This window comes from Rosistilla oblonga (genome assembly GCF_007751715.1).
Classification (GTDB): Bacteria; Planctomycetota; Planctomycetia; order Pirellulales; family Pirellulaceae; genus Rosistilla; species Rosistilla oblonga.
This window is the reverse complement of record NZ_CP036292.1, coordinates 1,678,245-1,698,198: the sequence shown is the minus strand read 5'-3', so window position 1 is coordinate 1,698,198 and position 19,954 is coordinate 1,678,245. Positions and strand designations below refer to the sequence as shown.

Sequence of the window (19,954 nt, the reverse complement as noted above, 5' to 3'; positions counted from 1 at the left end):
TGAATCCCGCGGGGCGTCGCTCGCTACTTGCAAACTCTCGGGCGACAACAGCAGATCGCGACTCGCGATTAACCCTGGCTGTCCAGCAGGCTCTTGAGCATTGGAAACTTGGCGAACACCTGTTCCAGCACATCGTCGCCAGCTTTGCTTTTGATGAACTCGATCAACATCGTCACGAATTCGCCCAGCTTATCGGTCGGCAAGCCCTTCTCCGACAACGCCGCTCCCATCTCCAACGCGTTGCCAGCTGAACCGCCGAGCATTCCGCTAGCCATGCCGGCCAGCTTGCCCAACAGCCCGCCGCCAGCTTCGCCGCTGTCGTGAGTTTCGCTCGCCATGATGATCGATTCGAGGCCAGGGATCGACGAGGCCAGGCGTTTAAAAGTCGCTTCGTCGACGTTCTCCTTGATCATCGCCATCGCTTTGCCGGCGACGCCTTGAGCTGTCGAGGGATCGATTCCCAGACGGTCGGTCAATTGTTGAAGTAGTTCGTCCAATGAAGCACCTTTGTTTGGATTGGATCTTAAACCGCAGAGGTCGAGGCAAACGCCTCCTGAACAACCGCCGAACCTGCTGCATCGCGTCGCGGTGCGATACCTACACCCTTCGCAGTATCCGCGGCCCAAGAAATGGCAACGGACGTCGCAGTGCAACCATCAGCCCACCGACGGCAACAATGTAATGGAGAAACGAAGCAAACGAAAACCCTATGCATTGCGAGGCATTCGCAGTTTCAAGATTCGCCCCGCCGAAGTCCGCCGCGCGGTGCAGGCTCGAGATGCGAGGCGAGTGAAACATCGGGGGAGCTTCGTTTCAATCGCCTCGCAAATCGATCGGGCAGGCATCGTCCCGGCCTCGGGACAGCCCCCGCCACGCCTGCCGTGTCATCGCAACTCGCTTGCGACCGGCTTGGCCGCGACCTGCGTTTTGTCTAACGCCGCTAACACGATCTGGGTCAGATCGATCGTGTCGCGGCGATAGACGACGTTTTTCATCACGCTCCGCAGCACCGTGTCCGGCTTTTCGAGATCCATGCTTTCGCTGTCGTAACGCAGCACCAGATCGATGTTGTTGTAGCGAGCGATCTGCGAGACGATCTGATGCATCTTCTGGTAACCGGCGAAATACAATTCAGCCTCGGCGCTGGCCAAACTCTTTCGGCGGCGGAAGACTTCCAACTTTAACGATGCTTCGAGCGCTGCGATCTTCTCTTCCTGCTGGGAGTACTGCAGCGACCCCGGCTTAAACGCTTTGATCGCTTGAGCCTCCTTCAACATCTCCTGCTGTTTCGCTTTCCCATACCGCTGCAGCTCCGCCATCTGCTGCTCGATCGCTTCGACCTCCGCTTTGATGCTCGCTGCGTTTTTGAAGATGTAGGCGACGTCGATGATCGCAAATTTCCCAGCCGACGTTTTCGTTTCAGCAAGACACGGCTGAGGCACTACCCAGCCGATCGCCATCGCTCCAAGCACTAGCGTCAAAAGAGAATCTGTCCGCACGGTTGCGCTCCTTGCATCACATGCACTTAAAAGGGGCTTCGGTCGCTGCTTCGCAAAGCTCGCCCACGGCTTCGACCGAGACCTGGTCGCTCGGGCCCGACGACTCGAGCCGAACATATTTAAGAATGCCCACCCTGCCCGAGTCGTATCGGACTTCAAAGCACAGCGCGTGCCAAAGCCCTCGCAGCGAGCGGTCTGTTGGCTAGAAGCCTGCGATTTCCGATCGATCCCCGCTGCAAACGACAAACAATCTGAGCCGCCAGGTGTTGCAGAAATTACAAAGGGGCGAAATTATTACATGGGAAGCCGAGTTGTGGCTGGCCAGTCGCGTCCGGCGTGTTCCCCCCCGGATGTACTCTGCCAGCCCGATCGCGCGCAGCGAACCATATCAGTAACGCCCGGCGAATCATGTCCGACGAAATCATCTATCTCGACAACCACGCAACAACACGCTGCGATCCCCGCGTCGTCGATGCCATGCTGCCGCTGTTGCTCGAATCGTACGGCAATCCGCACAGCACGACGCACGCCGCTGGACATGACGCCGCCGAAGCTGTCGACGCCGCACTACACAGCCTCGCCCAAAACCTAGGGGCGACTCGCGAGGAATTGACGGTAACCAGCGGGGCGACCGAAAGCACCAACCTGGCACTGTTGGGCCATTGCCTGAACCCTCGCAATCGCAAGCGGCATATCGTCACCGCCGCCACCGAACACCCCGCGGTGCTCGATCCGATCGACGCGCTGCGGCGAGAAGGGTTCGGCGTCACCACGCTGGAGGTCGACGCAAACGGCCAAATCGATGCCGCGCAGTTCACCGAATCGCTGACCGACGACACGGCGATCGTCTCTCTGATGCTTGCCAACAACGAGATCGGCAGCTTGCATCCGCTGGCCGATTTGATCGAGATCGCTCACGCTCGGGGCATTCCCGTCCATACCGATGCGACTCAAGCGGTCGGCCGGATCCCAATCGATGTTGGCCGTCTGGAAGTCGATCTACTCAGCTGTTCAGCCCACAAGTTTTACGGCCCCAAGGGGATCGGCCTTTTATATGTCCGCCGACAGGGGCGGCTAACGCGGCTCAAGCCTCGCACTTTCGGCGGGGGCCAGCAGCGGCGACTGCGTCCGGGAACAATGAACCCCGCCGCCATCGTTGGCATGGCCACCGCGCTGCAGTTGTGCAGCGACGAGATGCCGACCGAGCCGCAGCGGATCGCCGCGCTCCGCCAGCGTCTGATGGAAGGATTGTGCCAGCGGATTGCTGGACTGCAGCTCAACGGGCCGCCACTCGATTCCGAAATCCGGCTGCCAGGGAATTTGAACCTCATGTTTCCAGGGGTTCAGGGAGACGCATTGATGCTCGCGGCGCCTCGACTAGCAGTTTCCAGCGGCTCGGCCTGCAGCAGCGTCGACGCGGCGGCGAGCCATGTTTTGCTGGGAACCGGCCGCAGCGAATTGCAGGCGAGATCGAGCCTGCGGTTTGGAATCGGCCGCTTCAACACAGCCGCTCAGATCGATGAAGCGATAGCCATGCTGGCCGACGCGTTCGATCAAATGCAGCAATTCAGCTGACGCTCGCCCGACCACAGACCTTCTTATATGTCGCGACAGGGCAGGGGACCGCGCCGCCGCGACGAAGCCTGCGCCGGTTGGGAAAGCTAGCGATGTGCATGCCCGCTCATCGAATTCGGGATAATGCAACGGTCCCGCTCCCCATTTTACGCGGATTAAAAGCGGGCGAGATATCTCAGTCCCCCGTCGCGGTCCTCCGCAGGTACCTACAAGCAACGCTTGGCGGCACCGATCGACCGCGACGCACTTATCCCAACGCTCAAGACTGTGGCGACATCATGCGAAACATCGACCCCAACGCAACATCCGATGAAACGGTTCAGTTCATTGTCGAGCTAGCCAATGGACAGACGATCAGGGCGCATGCAGGTCCCTCGGGGCTGCCGGTGATTTTATGCGACGATCTTCCCGCGGATCTGCCAGCTTTTACCGAGCGATGTCCGCCCACCGCCGGCCAATTTACACCTCATTGGGATTCGGGCGTCGACGAATCGCACAGGCTTCAAAAAGCCGGAAAATAGCCGATGGTGTGAGCATTTAGCCCAGTTCGGGCATAAAAACAGGTTCTAAGAACGCCGCGTACTTGACAATGGACAAAGTGGCGATAACATTCAGGCAGTGAATAAGACATTGGTCTTAACAGGGCACGGCAATTTGTTGTAGATTGCCGAGTGTCCGCCTCTAGGTAACACAGAACTCCTGATTTTCGTGTTTCTGGGTGTGGCGTCACCTTTGTGTGCTGCACAACTTGAATCCGCGACTACGGTCGATTCAGTTGCATTCCCAGACTGTACTTGGAATCCTCACAGGTCATGGCATTAGGCCATTTGGATGGGGCAATCGCCTTAACATCCTGCGTGGAAATCTTTGTACTGCACGATCGAGTAAGACAAACAGGTCAGGGTTCTACGAGTCTGCTTCTATTGGAATAGGTTTGGAAGACCTCTCCGGCTGCAGTTGACGTTCGCTCGACAATGGGCTCCACCAGTCCGCCGCTCTGGTAATCCCCCCCTCACACATGACCTCTGTTTTGCAACTAACGGATTTGCGGCGAAATCTCTTACACCAGCACACGCAGCTCGATGCGACGCCTCGCGGCGAAACATTGGCTCCGGTTGGCTATCTTGGGTGACTCATGGCTAAAAAGAAACGATCCTACCGCGGACGAAGCGGCAGCGGAAACGAGAGCAATTCCAACGGAAATGGTGGCGGTGGCGGCGGTAAAGGCCGCGTCAGCCGACGGCGACGCCGACCTTCCGATGGCAACAATAACGCCAATCGCCAGCCCGAAGGAGATTTGCCACCGGTCGACGACGACGCTCCGCTGGAAGAAGGAATCGGGCTGCTGGAAATGCACCCCAACGGATACGGTTTCTTGCGTAGCCCCGGGAATAACTTCACTCGCGATCGCTCCGATCCGTTTGTCCCCGGCACGATGATCGAAAAGTTTGGACTCCGCGAAGGAGTCATGATCCGCGGCATGGTCCAGCCCGGGCGACGCCATCAAGGCCCGCGAATCCGCGAAATTCTCGACGTCGATGGAATCACTCCCGACGAATACTCCGAAGTCAAAAATTTCGACTCGCTGACGGCGATCAATCCCGAGCAATGGCTGCGTTTGGAAATCGGTCAAAAACCGCTCACCAACCGCGTCATCGACCTGCTCGCTCCGCTTGGCAAGGGCCAGCGATCGCTGATCGTTGCCCCGCCGCGATCGGGCAAAACCGTGATGTTGCAGAACATCAGCAGCGGTATCGCTCAGAACCACCCGGACGTCAAGTTGATCGTGCTTTTGATCGACGAGCGGCCCGAGGAAGTCACCGACATGAAGCGACATGTCGTCGGCGGCGAAGTCATCGCCAGCAGCTTGGATATGGACGTCGATTCGCACGTCCGGCTCAGCCAGCTGGTGATCGAGCGTTGCAAACGCCTGGCCGAAATGGGACAGGATGTCTTCTTGCTGCTCGATTCGATCACTCGCCTGGCACGCGCCTTCAACAAGTGGGTCGGGCAAACCGGTCGCGGCCGAGCTACGATGACCGGCGGTCTGGACGTCAAAGCGATGGACATTCCGAAAAAGCTGTTCGCCACCGCTCGTGCCTTCCAGGAAGGGGGCTCTTTGACGATCGTCGGAACCGCCTTGGTCGACACCAACAGTCGCATGGACGAAGCGATTTTCCAAGAATTTAAGGGGACCGGTAACATGGAGGTCGTTCTGGACCGCCGCCTTGCCGATCGCCGCGTCTGGCCATCGATCGACATCTCGCAATCGGGAACCCGCCGCGAAGAACTGCTTCACGACGAGGAGACCTACGAAGCTGTCACGATGCTGCGTCGCACGCTCTCGGAAATGCACCACGTCGACGCGATGGAACAGCTGACAAAACAGCTCGGTCGGTTCGAAACCAACGAGGACTTTATCAAGCTGATCAGTGGTGCAAAGCTGACCGGTTAGCAAACCCCTCTTTACAGAACGCGGCAATCCAGCGAAGCTGCTTGCCGCGACGGTTGTGCAAACTGACAACCGACGCTCAGAACTGGAGGATAAGCGAATTGGTGAGCGGCCTCATTGGAACTGAGGTACCCCGTAAGGGGCTGCGGGTTCGAGTCCCGTGTCCTCCGCTTTTCTAGATTAAAATGACCCCGCGGAGCCGATTTGGCTTCGCGGGGTATTTTTTTGCGCTACGGTATTTCGGTCCCCGCAGGCGGTCGAGTCTTCCCCTGCCCGACGGAACGGCTGGCGTCGCGTTGCTGCAGCGGATCCCCGACGCAATCGATCGGTTTTCGATCGAGCCCCTTTGGTCACACCAACGGAACCAATGAGTCGCTCCATCGCCATGTCGCGCCTGTTAGTTGCAATCCAAGTCGTCGCCTCCGCTGCCATCGTGCTTTCGGCTCGCCCCACAGGCGAATACCCAATCGGCATGACGATCGCCGCCGCTGGGATTGCTCTGGGAGCCTGGGCGATTGCTTCGATGGGGATTCGCAGCGTTTCGGTGATGCCCGAACTGAAGTCCCAGACGCGACTGACGACAACGGGCCCCTATCGATTGATAAGGCACCCGATGTACACCGCGTTGCTGACGTTCACAGCTGGATTGGCGTTCAGTCCGTTTGCGATCTGGAAGCTGATTCTGTGGGCGATCACCCTAGCAGTGCTAATTGCCAAAGCGAAGATAGAAGAGCAACAACTGCGGGACAGATTCCCCGAATACGATCGCTACGCCCAGCAAACCAAACGTTTTCTGCCGTACATCTTCTAAAACCACGGCGGCCGTGGCCGTGATCCCGCGGCTGACGGTACCGGATCACCGCCCCCGCTGCTTCAAATGCCTTCGACATTCGCACGCCGGGGCCGCACTCCAATAACAACCAACTCCACCGGCGCCTACCAAGTGTCGCGAGCAAAATGCCAACATGAGTTAAACGCGCGTTAAACATCGATTAAAGATGGATGAAAACAACGGCAAGCAACACGAGAAACGGTCGCGTCGATCGCAAGCCGAGTTGCCAAATCTGTTGCCCCGAAATCTTGCGAAGCTTCACAAGTAGAAGGACGACCTCGGGCATTGATCTACGGGTACGAAGCGGCGCGCTCTGGTACCTCAACATCTACAACCGCCAATTGTCTCGAAGCCGCTCGAGCACTGGAAACCCTAACTTTCCTTCACGATCGTCCCCCTCGGTCCGATCAGCGCCGCCAGGCAGTCCAGATTGCAACTGCAGCCGCGAACCGGTGCGTAACGTGGGATCCAAAGCGCCGAGAAGGGACGACAACGGCCGAGAAACGCTACCCAACAAACCGAGGCAAGAGAATCACTTCCATCGCTACACTCCAGCCACCGCCGGGTGTTAACACGCATCGTGACAAGTCACCAATTGTTGACACTTTCCCCAATAGGGCTACACTTCAGCGTGGCTGAACTTTTCATCAAGAGGCATTGGGTAGATCTTGCCTCCAAATCGGGACTCCTCTCAGTCGGTGCTGCCTCTTCCAACGACTAATCACCGGAGGCACAAAAGAGGAAAAGACTTGGGGCAAATAGACGAACCAGCCTACGAGGCCACGGAGCTCTCACGATCCGATCCGAGCACCCTCGCCGTAAACTGGAGCACTCGTTCATGCGGCAACTGAAAGCAATCTCTTCCGCTTGTGTCCAATAGCGGAAGTCGACAGTCGTCACAAAGCAATCGCTACATTTTCGATCACAATTTCCACCGGAGACGCAACATGAAACGAAGTGCCACCGCACTGGCCAGCTTAGCCGCAGTCCTTTTCCTGACACCGATGACGGCACACGCCGAAGATAAAGCCAAAGCTAAAAAGCCAAACATCTTGTTCATCGTCTCCGACGACACTGGATACGGCGATCTCGGTCCCTACGGTGGCGGCGAGGGACGCGGCATGCCGACGCCGAACATCGATCGGATGGCCAAAGAAGGGATGACCTTCTTCTCCTTCTACGCTCAACCAAGCTGCACGCCCGGTCGCGCTGCGATGCAGACCGGCCGGATCCCGAACCGCAGCGGCATGACGACCGTCGCGTTTCAGGGACAAGGCGGCGGACTGCCCGCTGCCGAATGGACCCTCGCGTCGGTGCTGAAGAAGGGTGGCTACAAAACCTACTTCACCGGCAAGTGGCATCTTGGCGAAGCTGACTACGCGCTGCCAAACGCTCAGGGATACGATGTGATGGAACATTGCTTCCTTTATCACTGCAACGCTTACACCTACGGCGACCCGACTTGGTTCCCCGACATGGATCCCAAGCTGCGGTCGATGTTCAACAAAGTCACCAAGGGATCGCTCTCGGGCAACGCTGGTGAGAAAGCCAAAGAAGACTTTAAAGTCAACGGCCAGTACGTCGACAAGCCAGGCGAAAACGTCACCATCGAAGGAGTCAATTATCCCGATGGCGTCGTCGGAATTCCTTTTATGGATCAGTATGTCGAAGCGTCGGGCATCAAGTTTCTTGAGGAAGCGGCTAAGAATCCCGACGAACCGTTTTTCATCAACGTCAACTTCATGAAGGTTCACCAGCCGAACCTGCCGGCTCCCGAGTTCAAGCACAAGTCGCTCTCGAAGTCGAAGTACGCCGACTCGATGGTCGAGCTCGATACGCGAATCGGAAACATCACCGCCAAGCTCAAGGAACTCGGACTCGACAAAGATACGCTTGTCTTCTACACGACCGACAATGGTGCGTGGCAAGACGTTTATCCCGATGCCGGCTACACCCCGTTCCGTGGAACCAAGGGAACCGTGCGTGAAGGTGGCAATCGAGTTCCAGCCATCGCGGTATGGCCGGACAACATCGCACCCGGTGTGAAGAATCACGACATCGTCGGTGGTTTGGATCTGATGGCGACGTTCGCTTCGGTCGCCGGTGTTGAATTGCCCGAGAAGGATCGCGAAGGCGAACCGATCTACTTCGACAGTTACGACATGACCCCAGTGCTAACCGGCAAGGGAAAGAGCGCCCGTGAAGCGTGGTTCTACTTCACTGAAGTCGAACTCACACCGGGTGCGGCTCGCGTCGGCAACTACAAGGCGTTGTTCAACATTCGTGGCGACGACGGTGCAGCGACCGGCGGTCTTGCTGTCGACTCCAACCTGGGATGGAAGGGACCTGAAAAGTATGTCGCCGTGGTTCCTCAAGTGTTTGACCTGTGGGCGGATCCTCAGGAGCGTTACGACATTTTTATGAACAACTTCACCGAGCGAACTTGGACTCTCGTGACGATCAACGAGTCGATCAAAGAGCTGATGAAGACTTACGTCAAGTATCCGCCGCGTAAACTGCAGAGCGAAGTCTACACCGGCCCGATCACGATTCCGCAATACCAGCGGTTCCAGCATGTGAGAGAGTCGCTGAAGAAGGAAGGCTTCTCGCTTCCATTGCCGACGGGCAACTGATCCAAGCGATATGGTCATAATTGCAGGCCGCTCGCCCGCGGGCGGCCTTTGGCAGTGTGAGCGATAACACCCTTTGATGAAAAGCAAAACCAAGACGATGACACTAACCTCCCCGAAGCTCTGTTTTATTCATGCGATCGCGATCGTCGTGGCGCTGGCCAGTTCGTCGTTGCATGCCGACGAACCGCTGGCATCTTGGAACGATACGCCTACGAAGCAAGCGATCGTTGAATTTGTTGAGAGAGTCACGAACAAAGACTTGCCGGATTACGTGGCTCCCGAAGATCGCATCGCGACGTTCGACAACGACGGCACGCTTTGGGGTGAGCACCCGATGTACACGCAGCTCGCCTTTGCAATCGACCGCGTCAAGGCGCTCGCGCCTCAGCATCCCGAATGGAAGACGAAGCAGCCGTTCAAAGCCGTGCTCGAGAACGACCTGCCGGCGCTCGCCGCCTCAGGCGAAAAGGGACTCCTCGAACTGGTGATGGTTTCGCACGCTGGCATCAGCACCGCAGAGTTCGAAGCGATCGTAAAGGACTGGCTCGAAACGGCGCGGCATCCGCGTTTCAAGAAGCGTTACACCGAGATGACATTTCAACCGATGTTGGAGCTGTTGGCCTATCTGCGTGCGAACGACTTCAAAACGTTCATCGTTTCCGGCGGCGGAGTCGAATTCATGCGGCCGATGACTCAGGCGGTCTACGGTATTCCGCCCGAACAAGTCGTCGGATCGTCGATTAAAACACAATATGAGGTCAAAGACGGCAAACCGATGCTGATGCGATTGGCCGAGATCGATTTCATCGACGACAAGACCGGCAAGCCAGTCGGTATCAACAAATTCATCGGCAAGCGTCCGATCGCGTCGTTCGGCAACTCGGCTGGAGACCGCGAGATGCTGCAGTGGACCGGCGCGGGCGATGGAGCGCGGCTGATGATGCTGGTCTTCCACGACGATGCCGAGCGTGAATATGCCTATGGTCCAGCGAACGGACTGCCCGACACCAAGTTCGGCACGTTCCCGCAGTCGCTGATGGATGAAGCCAATGAAAAAGGTTGGCACGTGATCAGCATGAAAAACGACTGGAAGTCGATCCACCCAGGCGACGCAGAGTAACCGCAACGTCTCTCGTTGCAAAATGAAAAGCCGCGGCAGTCACACAAAGCCGCGGATGCGGCGATCGCATAAAGCCTACGGCGTGAGCCGTAGGTGTCGCAGTTGCCATCTGATAAACAAAGCCCCGGCAGGGGCGGCAGCATTCAAACGCTGTCGCCCCTGCCGGGGCTTTTCTATTGCTTGCGGGACACCGTCCTGCGGCTTGCGCCGCAGGCTTTATGCGATCGCCGCATCCGCGGCTTTTCTTGTCGACTACGGCTGACCTCGTAGGATACCTGCTGCTGTCGCCTCTGCCGGGGCTTTTCTATTGCTTGCGAGACACCGTCTGCGGCTTGCGCCGCAGGCTTTATGCGACCGCCGCATCCGCGGCTTTTCCTATTGTTTGCTGGCGGAGCTTGCAAACAAACGAAGACTGCTTTGCCGGTTACTTGTGCGCCAGTTGCAACTGACGGTGACTGGCTACGCTTTCGGTCGATGCCGGTTCGTCGTCCGACAATCCAAACAACGTCTCCAGACAGCAGCTGGGGTCTGCCAATTCCTCGACTGATTCGACGACCAGATCGGGGCCAAACGCATAGTTGTCGAGATCGGTCAGTTGCGTTCCGCCGGAGAGAGCCAAGACGGTGTGGTAGCCCATCTGGACGCCGCCGATAATGTCGGTCTCCATCGTGTCGCCGATCATCACAGTTTGCGACGTGGTCAGACCGAGCTGCTTGCGAGCGGCTCGCATCATCACGGGGCTCGGTTTGCCCATGCTGGATGCCTTTTTGCCAGTCGCCATCTCCAGGAACGCCACCGTCGCACCACAGCCGGGGCGAGTGCCACTTGCCGTCGGGCAGTTCGGATCGAGATTGGTCGCAATCAATTTCGCACCCGCCAGAATCATCCGCGTCGCGGCATCCAAGGCTTCCGCCGTGACCGTTCGTCCTTCGCCAACGACTACATAATCGGGATCGGTATCGACGATCGAATAGCCGTTCAGATGGAGCGCTTGCAACAAGCCTCCTTCACCGATCACGTAGGCGGTGCCGTTGGGTTTCTGTTTCGAGAGGAAGCTGGCGGTCGCCATCGCACACGTGAAAATCTGCTCCTCCCGTGCCTCGATTCCCATCCGCTGCAACCGCACCGCAACATCGCGCTGGGTGCGTTGGCTGTTGTTTGTCAAAAATAGAAACGGATGATCGTTTTGATGGAGTCGGGCGATGAATCGGTCGGCACCACGGATCAATTGGTTACCTTTGTAGATCACGCCGTCCATATCGATCAAGAATCCAAGTTTGCTCATTACCAAAGCCTTTGAAGGGAAAAATACCAGATCGATCAACCGCGGTTCGCCTCCGCTAGCCCCACGCGCCAGGCACGCTTCATTCGGGCAAAGCAAAAGGAAAAGAGGGTTGCAAATCATCTGGATAGAAACTGCTGGCATCATGGCCATTACCACAGCGGCTTACGCAAGTGCCGTTCCAGAGAGTGAACTGTTTGCGAAAATAAATGCCAGCAATCGTCGCCAGAGCCGGATTGCGTTCGAATCCTCCCCGCAATCAATCGATTACGTCGCTCCAACTCCCCGATTTTTTGCTGCGATCGCGTAGATTAATCTTTGCGACGCGGGCGAGAATTGGGCGGCGGCGATCGATTTGCCAATCCGTTGCGCAGCCGCTGCACAGTTACCCGACAGCGGATCCCGCAGCGTTGCCACACATCGCATCCGCTGCCGTTACCGCCGACTTTCCATACGCTCGGGATCAGTGGCGGATGGACTCCCGTTGTCGACCTGCGCATGCCTGCTGAGTGAAAACGGAAGCCAGTTCGCCGAACCGGGAGACTACAAACCAAGCACTCACTGCAGACTGCCGGACTGCAACTCGTGGATCGCAGAGCCGACGCGTCCCACCGCCCCCTTACGCTGCCGCTAACGCGCGGGATCGCAGTTAAGGAGCGACCGGACGATCGACAAAGCCTGTGGGAGTTAGCATGGTGGTACCAAAACCATTAGCCCATTTGGGAGCCAACACTTTCTCCGGAAATGTAAACGACTGAAACAGATCGTAGGAGACTTGTTCGCACTTGCGAATCTCCGCCTCCAAGGACTCTCCTTCGCGCGTCGTGACAAACGAGGGTATCGCGCCACCGCCGCCAGCGCCCCACAAACTCTCACCCGATTGTTCCACCGACACGTACTGCATCCAAGGACTGGCGGTGATCGTTTGATCGGGCTGAGATCCGCCGCCCGAACCGAAGCCAAATCGCGAGACGGAATAGGTTTGAGTTTGCGGCTTGCCTCGCTTCGCTTCCGCCTTGATGACGATGTCGCTGGTTGCAGATTCCGACCACCCCGCTTCTTGAATCGCTCGCCGCACCCCATCGACGATCTGCGGGTGCATCGCCGACGCATCCAACCGCACCTGAATCCCGGGCCGCAGCACATACAACTGCTCGTCGCCCAGGCTTGTCATCGATGCCAGGTTCTCATCGCTTGGAATCGTTTTCACACCGACATGGATCTCGGTGCTGCTGGAGTTTGTCTCATCGGTCGCCACGATCAAACATCGGTTCCCCACCGGTTGCCGCAACAACAGCGTCAAGTCTTCGGTGGCGTAGGTCCACGACAGCAACTGCCGCTGCAAGTTGTAGAGGTGATTGTCGCGGAACAGCCACTCCGTTCCGATCAACGCCGATTTTGCTCCGGCACCATCTTGCGATCGTTTGCCGCCATACAACGCAGCGCGATCGGTCGGGTTGGCGAGTGAAATCAATTCGGAACTGAAGGTTCCCACGCTGGTCACGTGGGTTCCGTCTTGAGTGAAATGACTGCTGGCGCCGCCGAACGTGGCGACCGGTTCTCCGGAACCGGTATCGAGCGCCGTTGCGTGATTGAATTGGTTGGTGAAGAAAAACCGCTGATCGGGACTGAGGTCAAAATCGTTGTAGCTGGTCGGCACGACATATTCCGCCCGGCGAGCTTCCAGATCCCACATCGTGACCGCGCCGCCGTACGCGATCAGCACGTTGTCGGAACCGACAAAATCGGCTGACAGTCGTTCGCGCGAAGAGACAAACGACATCTCCGGGACGGCCCACTTCCACTCCGGCTTGGCTTGTCGCTGCCCAGCCGCCAAGCGATAACTGCAGAACCGACTCGCTGATTTCCGCAGATCCAAGCCCTCGGCAGTGATCAAACGCTGCTGAGCCGCGGAGTAGCCCAAGATGACTTCCCCTTCGAAGAAGTTCGGCCCCGGTAAAACGCTGCGAGTCTCCAGATCGATCCAATACAACGAGATCGGATTAAACCCGTCCTGCTTTTCCGGTGTCACGACCAGACAGATCATCGGCGTTGGTGCATCGTCGACGTAGAAGACCGGGCCGATCTTCCCCACGCGTTCCAGTTCGACCTTAAAAACGCCATCGGCAGGCGAGGTTGACGGCGGCGCGGTGATCGAACTGAGGATGCCGCCGGTGTTCTCGCCCAAGCCTTTCCCAAAACGAGTCCACGATGGCAAGTCTTTGAAATCGACGCCAGCAGTCGAAAATTCCACTTCGTCCGGGCGTCGCGTTAAGACAGCGCGTTTGGCCAGTTCGGTTTCGATTGCCGGCGCCAATTTGGAGCGTGGCAACTTGATCCGCTTATCCCCTTCCAGCAGCAGGTAGACATCGGTCTCATCGTGAGTGATGTATCTCGCTTTGACCTGGTACTTCCCGGTGACGTCCTTCCAATCCGACCATGGACCTTCGCCATTGGGATAACGCATATCGACATATTTGAACTCCGACTGTCGGACTTGCCCCGCAAAGCTGTACTCCACAACCGCTCCATCGGGCAACAGGCTGATGACAGTCGCCGGTGTCCAGGTTCTCAAGTGCTTGACTTCCACTTGATCCCCGATACGAACCAGCGCGGAATCGACAAACTCCTTTTCAGCCTTCACGATCTTGGCTAGCCGCGCTTGGAGCGACGCGGCCAGACTGGCGATCGGGACTTCGGCGACCGATCCATCCTCTTTCATCAATTTGACGTGAGTCTCGCTGCGGCCGACCAACCGCGCTTCGATCTTGAACTTTCCAGAAAGATCTCGCCAGATCATCCAAGAGCCCTCGTCGTTGGGAAAACGGATCGAATCGAGCGCAAACTTTCCTTCGCGCGGCGAGATAAACGTATAGCGAACCAAGGCCACTTTGTTTTTATAGGCCAGGACTTCTCCCGGATACCATTTTGAATGGTAGTAGACTTCGACTTGGTCACCGGGACGAACGGGGTCGATTGCCGAAACGGGCAGATGAGCAACCAGGCAAAGCACCAGCAACACGCTCGGTCGAATCAGAGAATGTAATGGAATCATGATAGCTTGATTGGAAGATTAGATTTGAAACGGGGAACGTGTCGGAAGCGGAACCTCTTCCGCGATACGGCTTCCTAATTCAGACGAGAAAAACGCAGCCCCGCCGCGCGGCAGATTCATGCCACCGGGCAACGGTTCGTTTTTGAGACTCCATGTGTTGTCCGGCTCCATTTAATCGTTGGGGTCGGTGATGTTAGGCCAATCGGGATGGACGGGACGCGTCGTTGCAGCTTTCCCCGCTTGCACGGGCGGTGCAGGGGGAAGCGTCTGCATCACCTGTTGCAGGAAACGCCGAGCCGATTCCCCTGCGATGCCAGCGTCGCCCACGGCGAGATCTTTGGCTTCATCCAAGTCGTCGGGGATGCGATAGAAACTGCCATCGCGATAGAGTTTAAAGAAGCCGTTCCGGGTGAATTGGCGGCCCTCGAACTTTCCCCAATACGGTTGATAGTGGCAGACGACCCAATCGCGTGGATTCCCGGGGCGACCTTGCAACTGCGGCAGAAAGCTGAGTCCGTCGACGGGATCGTCGGCCCCCAAAACGACTCCCGCAGCATCGGCTAACGTCGCATAGAAATCGGTGAAATCGATAAGGTCGTCTCGCTTAGCTCCGACCGGCGTATGGCCCTTCCAATACGCAACCAGCGGCACGTGGGTTCCCATGTCGGTTGTCGTCCCTTTCCCTCCCACCACTTCGCGACCATTCCAAGCCGACGCAATCCGTCGGTCGGTTCCATTGTCGGCGGTGAATAAGATCAGCGTGTTTTCCAACTGACCAATATCTTCGACGCGTTGGACGATCTTGCCAACGATTTTGTCGAGATAGTTAACCATCGCTACAAAGTTTTTCTTTTTCGCCGCCTTGCCTTTGGGAGCTTTATTGGCCTGGTGAGTGCGATCGCCATCGCCGATCGTATCGGGCGTGGCGACAAACGGATTGTGAACCAGAACGGTTGGGTAGTAGACGAAAAACGGGTCGTCTCGATTGCGTTGGATGAAGTCGCAAAGATAGTCCGACATGATATCGGGACCATACAATCCGTCGTTGTCTTGTTTTGTTAGCATCCGGCCGTTCTGTTCCAACGGTGGACTCCAAAAACGTTCGCCGCCCCCTTCGTCGGCTACGGTTTTAGTCACCTGCCAAAGACAATACTCATCAAACCCCGCGTCGTGGACTCGCCCCGCATCGGTACAACCGTCGGCGCGATGATAGAGTCCGTTGAGTTGCCATTTCCCCGCGATGGCAGTTTTGTAACCGGCGTGCTTCAGCATCTGAGCAAATGTCTTGTCGCGTGGATTCAGATATCCGAAGTGCGTGTAGTTGCGGAAGTTGTATTGGCCGGTCATCAATTTAACACGCGATGGCGTACAGATCGGCGTGGAGTAACAGTTGTTGAACTGCATCCCCTTTGCCGCCAAGGCGTCGATGTTAGGAGTTTTGTAGTCCTTCGCTCCGTAGCAACCAAAACATTCCCAACTGACATCGTCGGCCATGATCAAGATCACATTCGGCTTCCGTTCCGCAAACGCCGAGCCGATAAACGCCCACGCACAGACCAGCATCACGATCGCCCGAATCATCACACACCTTGATTTCGCTTGATAGGAAGAGGAGCGAAAAGAGAGGCGTCGAGACCGACGCCCCTCTCAACGACTCGCCTATTGTAAACGCTCAGTTTGGTGCGTGGTGCCCTTACGAAATTCCAAGCCGATCGATAGTCGCTTTTCGCTCCGCCAAAGTGCGAATCACCTGAACACAATCGCAGATTGTCGCCTTTCGCTCCGCGAAAGTGCGGCTCGGCAACACGCACTTTCGCGGAGCGAAAGCCGACCAACCGAACTTTGCGGTTACCGAGCGAAAGGCGACACATGGAATGCGGGCCGCGGATGCCGCCGACTTATTACGGCAAGATCAGAAACGGCTTGCCATCGACGACAACCAGGATCTCCACCGATTCGGTGAGATAGGGATTCATCTTCTTGCCAAGCTTGTCGAGCAAGCCAAAGTAGGCGTCGCTGAACTGAGTGACCTTGGTCGCCGCTTCGATCTGCTCTTTGGTTGCCTCGGCGTCGACGTAGCGATTGTTCTTCAAATAGAACGTTTTCGTCGCGATCTGTTTGACGCGAGGCAGGCTGCTGTGCGGTGCCTCCGGTTCAGCCGCCGCCACGTTCGGCGCCGGTCTGATCGCTGAACCACTCGGCTTTCCACCTAGGACACCTGGCCTGGCAACGTTGCCTGCACTCGGCGCAGGCCGTCCCAAGCTTTGGCTTGCACCCGCCGCTGGCGCTGCGGGAGCGATGATCGATTGATTGGAACTTTGGATTCCACGATTCGCTTGTTTCAGCTGCGATTTAAACGAACGCTGATGGAAGGCGTCGGCTCCCGATTCGGCATGCAACCGGTGCAGTTGCACTTGAGCCAACTCGCGGCCCGCGGCGCGATCGTTCAGATCGGTCTTCTCTTCGGCCAGATAAGCGGTATAGGGAGTCAGAATTCCATGCTTCTTCGACAGTAGAATCAGTTCGTCCACCAATTCACTCTGCTCTCCATACAGATCGATCTCGTCGATGATCTGACCGATCCGCCGCGTCGCCCACAAGCGCTCGACGAAGACATTTTTTGAATCGTCGGTCTGTTTCGCGAATTTGCCGTCGAACACAAACTCCTGCGATTCGCCCTCAAACTCTCCCGTCAGCTTGATCTGCACATCGCCATCGCGGCGGTAGCGTCCCGCGATCACTAGTTGATCGCCCGAGAAGAGGTCATAGATTTCGGAGGGATACAGCATTCGCGTCGCTCCCTGGCGGCCATCGACGGTGATCTCCAACTTGGCACCGGTCAGCGCCGGAGCGCCGATGCGGTCGTAAAGTTTTTTGACAACATCATCCAACGGTTCCCCCGGACGAACATACATCGTTTGACCGAAGCAGACTTCCGCCAGTTTGTCCAACAGGCGGCTGTTCACATCGTGACCGATCCCCAAACTGAACAATCGCGTTCCAGAAGCGATTTGTTTGGACGCTTTGTCAGCGATCTTCATCCCGTTTTTCTCACCAACGGTCGGCTGGCCATCGCTCATGAAAACCACATAAGCTGGCCCGTCGCTTCCCTTGGTCGCCGCCAAGGCTTTGCTGAGCGCGGCGTCGATATTGGTGCTGCCGCCGGCCAAAATCGAATCGATGTAATCGGTTGCGTCCTCGCGAGTCGCGGGATCGGCCGCGATCAATTGGTTGTTGAACGTGTCGACGTCACTATCGTAGGTGATCAAGGTGAATCGATCTTGCGGTTTTAGTTGGTCGACGACGTAGCGCGACGCGCGGCGTGCCTGTTCGATCTTCTCGCCTCGCATGCTGCCACTCTTGTCGACCACAACCACGATGTTCTTGCCAACCTTGTCATTTGCCGGATCGGACTCGGGCAGCGACGGTTGCAGCAACATCAAGAAGTACCCGTCCTCGTTCGGGTCGGGGCGGTGTGTGATCAACGACATCTGCAGCGGGCTGTCTCCCGCTTCCCACAGGACGCGAAAGTCGCTCGCGGGGACATGCTTCTTGGCCGTGTATTTGAATTCGCTGCGATGATCGTCGCGGCGATCGAAGTCGACATCGTGCGTGGGACTGTAGACATTGCCCAGCTTCGCGTCGCTGCGGATCCGGCCGCGGATCACGATCTCGCCGATCGGTTGGCTAGTGAACTGAGTGGGTGCCAGCGGCAGCGTCCAGTCGTTCATCGAACCGCTGCGACGGCAGATCTGCGAATATTGTAGCGTCACCGTTCGCTCGGCTCCCGGCGGTACGGGGAAGACTTGCGTTTGGAACATTCCATGCCCAATCCATTGAACCAACGCCGGATCTTTGCTGCGCCGCACGTACCCCTCGTAGATCTCCCGCGCTTTGTCAGCTTCCAGCAGCCGGCCGGTCAACTCTTCGCCATCGACCATAAATGTCATCTCATCGATCGCTCCATCGTCGGGCAGCGGGAAGACAAACTTCACCTGCAGCGTCCGACTTGTGACATTCTTGAACGTCTGATCGACTTGCACTTGAGCGATCTGCCCTTGGATGGAAGCATCGATTTCCAGTCGAGCGATGTCGTACAGGAAACCTGGAGTCGTCGGTCGCGGCCGAGGATGCGGACTCGGCTTCCACGGCGGTCGAATCGGCCGCGGCAACCGATCGCCGATCCCAGGTTCCGAAGCGATCAGCAGGCCTTGCGCCTGGGCTGGCGAAATCCAGAACAGCGACAGACACAGGCTGGCGCAGGTGGCGATCGTGGCAATTGTTCGCGACATGGTTTCGGTTCCTTTGATAAGCGGAAAGCGACGAGTGCCCCAACGAGCGGCGGCAACGCTCGCTGTCCTAGACGCACTGCCCCCACGGCGGTTCCCAAAAAGTAGAGCGATTCGCGGTTTGCGTTGACGCGAACTAACTGGCACGCGACAGCGTCCGGTCGATACCGCGAGCTGAACCACTGATTGCCCCGGTTCCCGAAAAGTTTGCCGACGACATTCGGGGACGATTTGCGATAGAATCGGGGGTGCATCTGGGATGATTGGATCGAGGCAGGATATCGCGATGATTGAACTCAACGGCTTTGGCAAAGACTACGGCGACTTCACCGCCGTCGACTGCATCGACATGAAAATCGAGGCGGGGGAGGTGTTTGGGTTTATCGGTCCCAACGGCGCTGGCAAAAGCACTTCGATCCGCTTCCTGGCCACGCTCCTAAAAGCATCGCGCGGCGATGGAACGGTCGCCGGGCACAGCGTCTCGCGCGATCCGATGGCGGTCCGCCGCGTGGTCGGTTACATGCCCGATAACTTTGGCGTCTACGACGGGATGCGGGTCTGGGAGTTTCTGGACTTCTTCGCTGTCGCCTACCAGATTCGCAAAGAGGCGCGGAAGCGGATCATTTCGGAGGTCCTCGAACTGTTGGACCTGTCGCACAAGCGGGACGATTTCGTTAACGGGCTCTCCCGCGGCATGAAACAACGACTGTGCCTGGCCAAGACGCTTGTCCACGACCCGCCGGTTTTGATCCTCGACGAACCGGCTAGCGGTCTGGACCCGCGGGCCCGCGTCGAAGTCAAAGCGTTATTAAAAGAGCTGCGGCGGATGGGGAAAACGATTCTGATCAGCAGCCACATTTTGACCGAACTCGCCGATTGCTGCACTTCGATTGGGATCATCGAACGGGGCAAGATCCTGATGCACGGGCCGATCGATTCGGTTTACCGGCAACTGCGTCGTAATCGTGTCTTGGAGGTCAGCTTCCTCGAAAACCAAGATGCGGGGCTGTCGATCTTGCGGAGTAGCGAAGCGCTGCGATCGCTGGACGTGATCGGCGACAAAGCGACAGCGGAAATGGAGACCGACGACGAAGGGATGGCTCAATTGCTGGAACGGATGCTGGCCGAAGGAGTCCGCGTGCGGAAGTTCAACGATAAAGATCCGACGCTCGAAGACGTCTTTATGACAGTCACCAAGGGCCTGGTTTCCTAACAGC

At 57.4% G+C, this 19,954-nt stretch carries 14 protein-coding genes and 1 tRNA gene; 9 read left to right on the top strand and 6 right to left on the bottom strand.

Annotated elements, in window-relative coordinates; translation table 11 throughout:
- Window positions 1-68 precede the first annotated feature (68 nt).
- Together CA51_RS06095 and CA51_RS06090 are read right to left on the bottom strand one after the other, a co-directional pair.
- Window positions 69-497: a DUF2780 domain-containing protein gene (locus CA51_RS06095; protein WP_145118755.1), complete on the bottom strand. Its 429-nt coding sequence runs from the start codon at window positions 495-497 to the stop codon at window positions 69-71.
- A 387-nt stretch (window positions 498-884) separates the two neighbouring features.
- Window positions 885-1,499 carry an OmpH/Skp family outer membrane protein gene (locus tag CA51_RS06090; RefSeq protein WP_197451627.1) on the bottom strand — a complete coding sequence of 205 codons (615 nt, stop codon included), beginning with the start codon at window positions 1,497-1,499 and terminating at the stop codon, window positions 885-887.
- A 408-nt stretch (window positions 1,500-1,907) separates the two neighbouring features.
- On the opposite strand from CA51_RS06090, the gene CA51_RS06085 reads away from it, so the two are divergent.
- The 7 genes from CA51_RS06085 (at window position 1,908) to CA51_RS06055 (ending at window position 10,111) form a co-directional block, all read left to right on the top strand.
- Window positions 1,908-3,074, top strand: coding sequence for a cysteine desulfurase family protein (locus CA51_RS06085; RefSeq protein WP_231746029.1), 1,167 nt, complete (start codon window positions 1,908-1,910; stop codon window positions 3,072-3,074).
- A gap of 98 nt (window positions 3,075-3,172) precedes the next feature.
- Window positions 3,173-3,595: a hypothetical protein gene (locus tag CA51_RS26080; RefSeq protein ID WP_231746028.1), complete on the top strand. Its 423-nt coding sequence runs from the start codon at window positions 3,173-3,175 to the stop codon at window positions 3,593-3,595.
- 614 nt (window positions 3,596-4,209) lie between these two features.
- On the top strand, window positions 4,210-5,529 hold the full coding sequence (gene rho, locus CA51_RS06075) for a transcription termination factor Rho (protein ID WP_145118749.1): 1,320 nt from the start codon (window positions 4,210-4,212) through the stop codon (window positions 5,527-5,529).
- Between the two features lie 84 nt (window positions 5,530-5,613).
- Window positions 5,614-5,696 (top strand) — tRNA-Ser (locus tag CA51_RS06070).
- 215 nt (window positions 5,697-5,911) lie between these two features.
- Entirely contained in the window at window positions 5,912-6,337 is a 426-nt protein-coding gene (locus tag CA51_RS06065; protein ID WP_197451626.1) for a methyltransferase family protein, read from the top strand.
- A gap of 968 nt (window positions 6,338-7,305) precedes the next feature.
- Window positions 7,306-8,991 (top strand): arylsulfatase, encoded by a 1,686-nt coding sequence (locus CA51_RS06060; RefSeq protein WP_145118745.1) that lies wholly within the window; start codon window positions 7,306-7,308, stop codon window positions 8,989-8,991.
- Window positions 8,992-9,088: 97 nt separating this feature from the next.
- A complete protein-coding gene (locus tag CA51_RS06055; RefSeq protein WP_145118743.1) occupies window positions 9,089-10,111 on the top strand; it encodes an HAD family hydrolase in 1,023 nt (340 codons plus the stop codon).
- 424 nt (window positions 10,112-10,535) lie between these two features.
- On the opposite strand, the gene CA51_RS06050 is transcribed toward CA51_RS06055, so the two are convergent.
- Window positions 10,536-11,396, bottom strand: coding sequence for an HAD-IIA family hydrolase (locus tag CA51_RS06050; RefSeq protein WP_145118741.1), 861 nt, complete (start codon window positions 11,394-11,396; stop codon window positions 10,536-10,538).
- Between the two features lie 109 nt (window positions 11,397-11,505).
- Here CA51_RS06050 and CA51_RS25680 point away from each other — a divergent pair, with 109 nt between their 5' ends.
- Window positions 11,506-11,703: a hypothetical protein gene (locus tag CA51_RS25680; protein ID WP_197451625.1), complete on the top strand. Its 198-nt coding sequence runs from the start codon at window positions 11,506-11,508 to the stop codon at window positions 11,701-11,703.
- A gap of 339 nt (window positions 11,704-12,042) precedes the next feature.
- Here CA51_RS25680 and CA51_RS06040 read toward each other — a convergent pair whose 3' ends face one another.
- From CA51_RS06040 to CA51_RS06030, 3 genes are all read right to left on the bottom strand, one after another.
- On the bottom strand, window positions 12,043-14,448 hold the full coding sequence (locus tag CA51_RS06040; RefSeq protein ID WP_145118737.1) for an SHD1 domain-containing protein: 2,406 nt from the start codon (window positions 14,446-14,448) through the stop codon (window positions 12,043-12,045).
- A 171-nt stretch (window positions 14,449-14,619) separates the two neighbouring features.
- Window positions 14,620-16,029 (bottom strand): sulfatase family protein, encoded by a 1,410-nt coding sequence (locus tag CA51_RS06035; protein ID WP_145118735.1) that lies wholly within the window; start codon window positions 16,027-16,029, stop codon window positions 14,620-14,622.
- A 320-nt stretch (window positions 16,030-16,349) separates the two neighbouring features.
- Window positions 16,350-18,740: a VIT domain-containing protein gene (locus CA51_RS06030; RefSeq protein ID WP_145118733.1), complete on the bottom strand. Its 2,391-nt coding sequence runs from the start codon at window positions 18,738-18,740 to the stop codon at window positions 16,350-16,352.
- A gap of 283 nt (window positions 18,741-19,023) precedes the next feature.
- On the opposite strand from CA51_RS06030, the gene CA51_RS06025 reads away from it, so the two are divergent.
- On the top strand, window positions 19,024-19,950 hold the full coding sequence (locus CA51_RS06025; RefSeq protein WP_145091704.1) for an ABC transporter ATP-binding protein: 927 nt from the start codon (window positions 19,024-19,026) through the stop codon (window positions 19,948-19,950).
- Window positions 19,951-19,954: the final 4 nt, after the last annotated feature.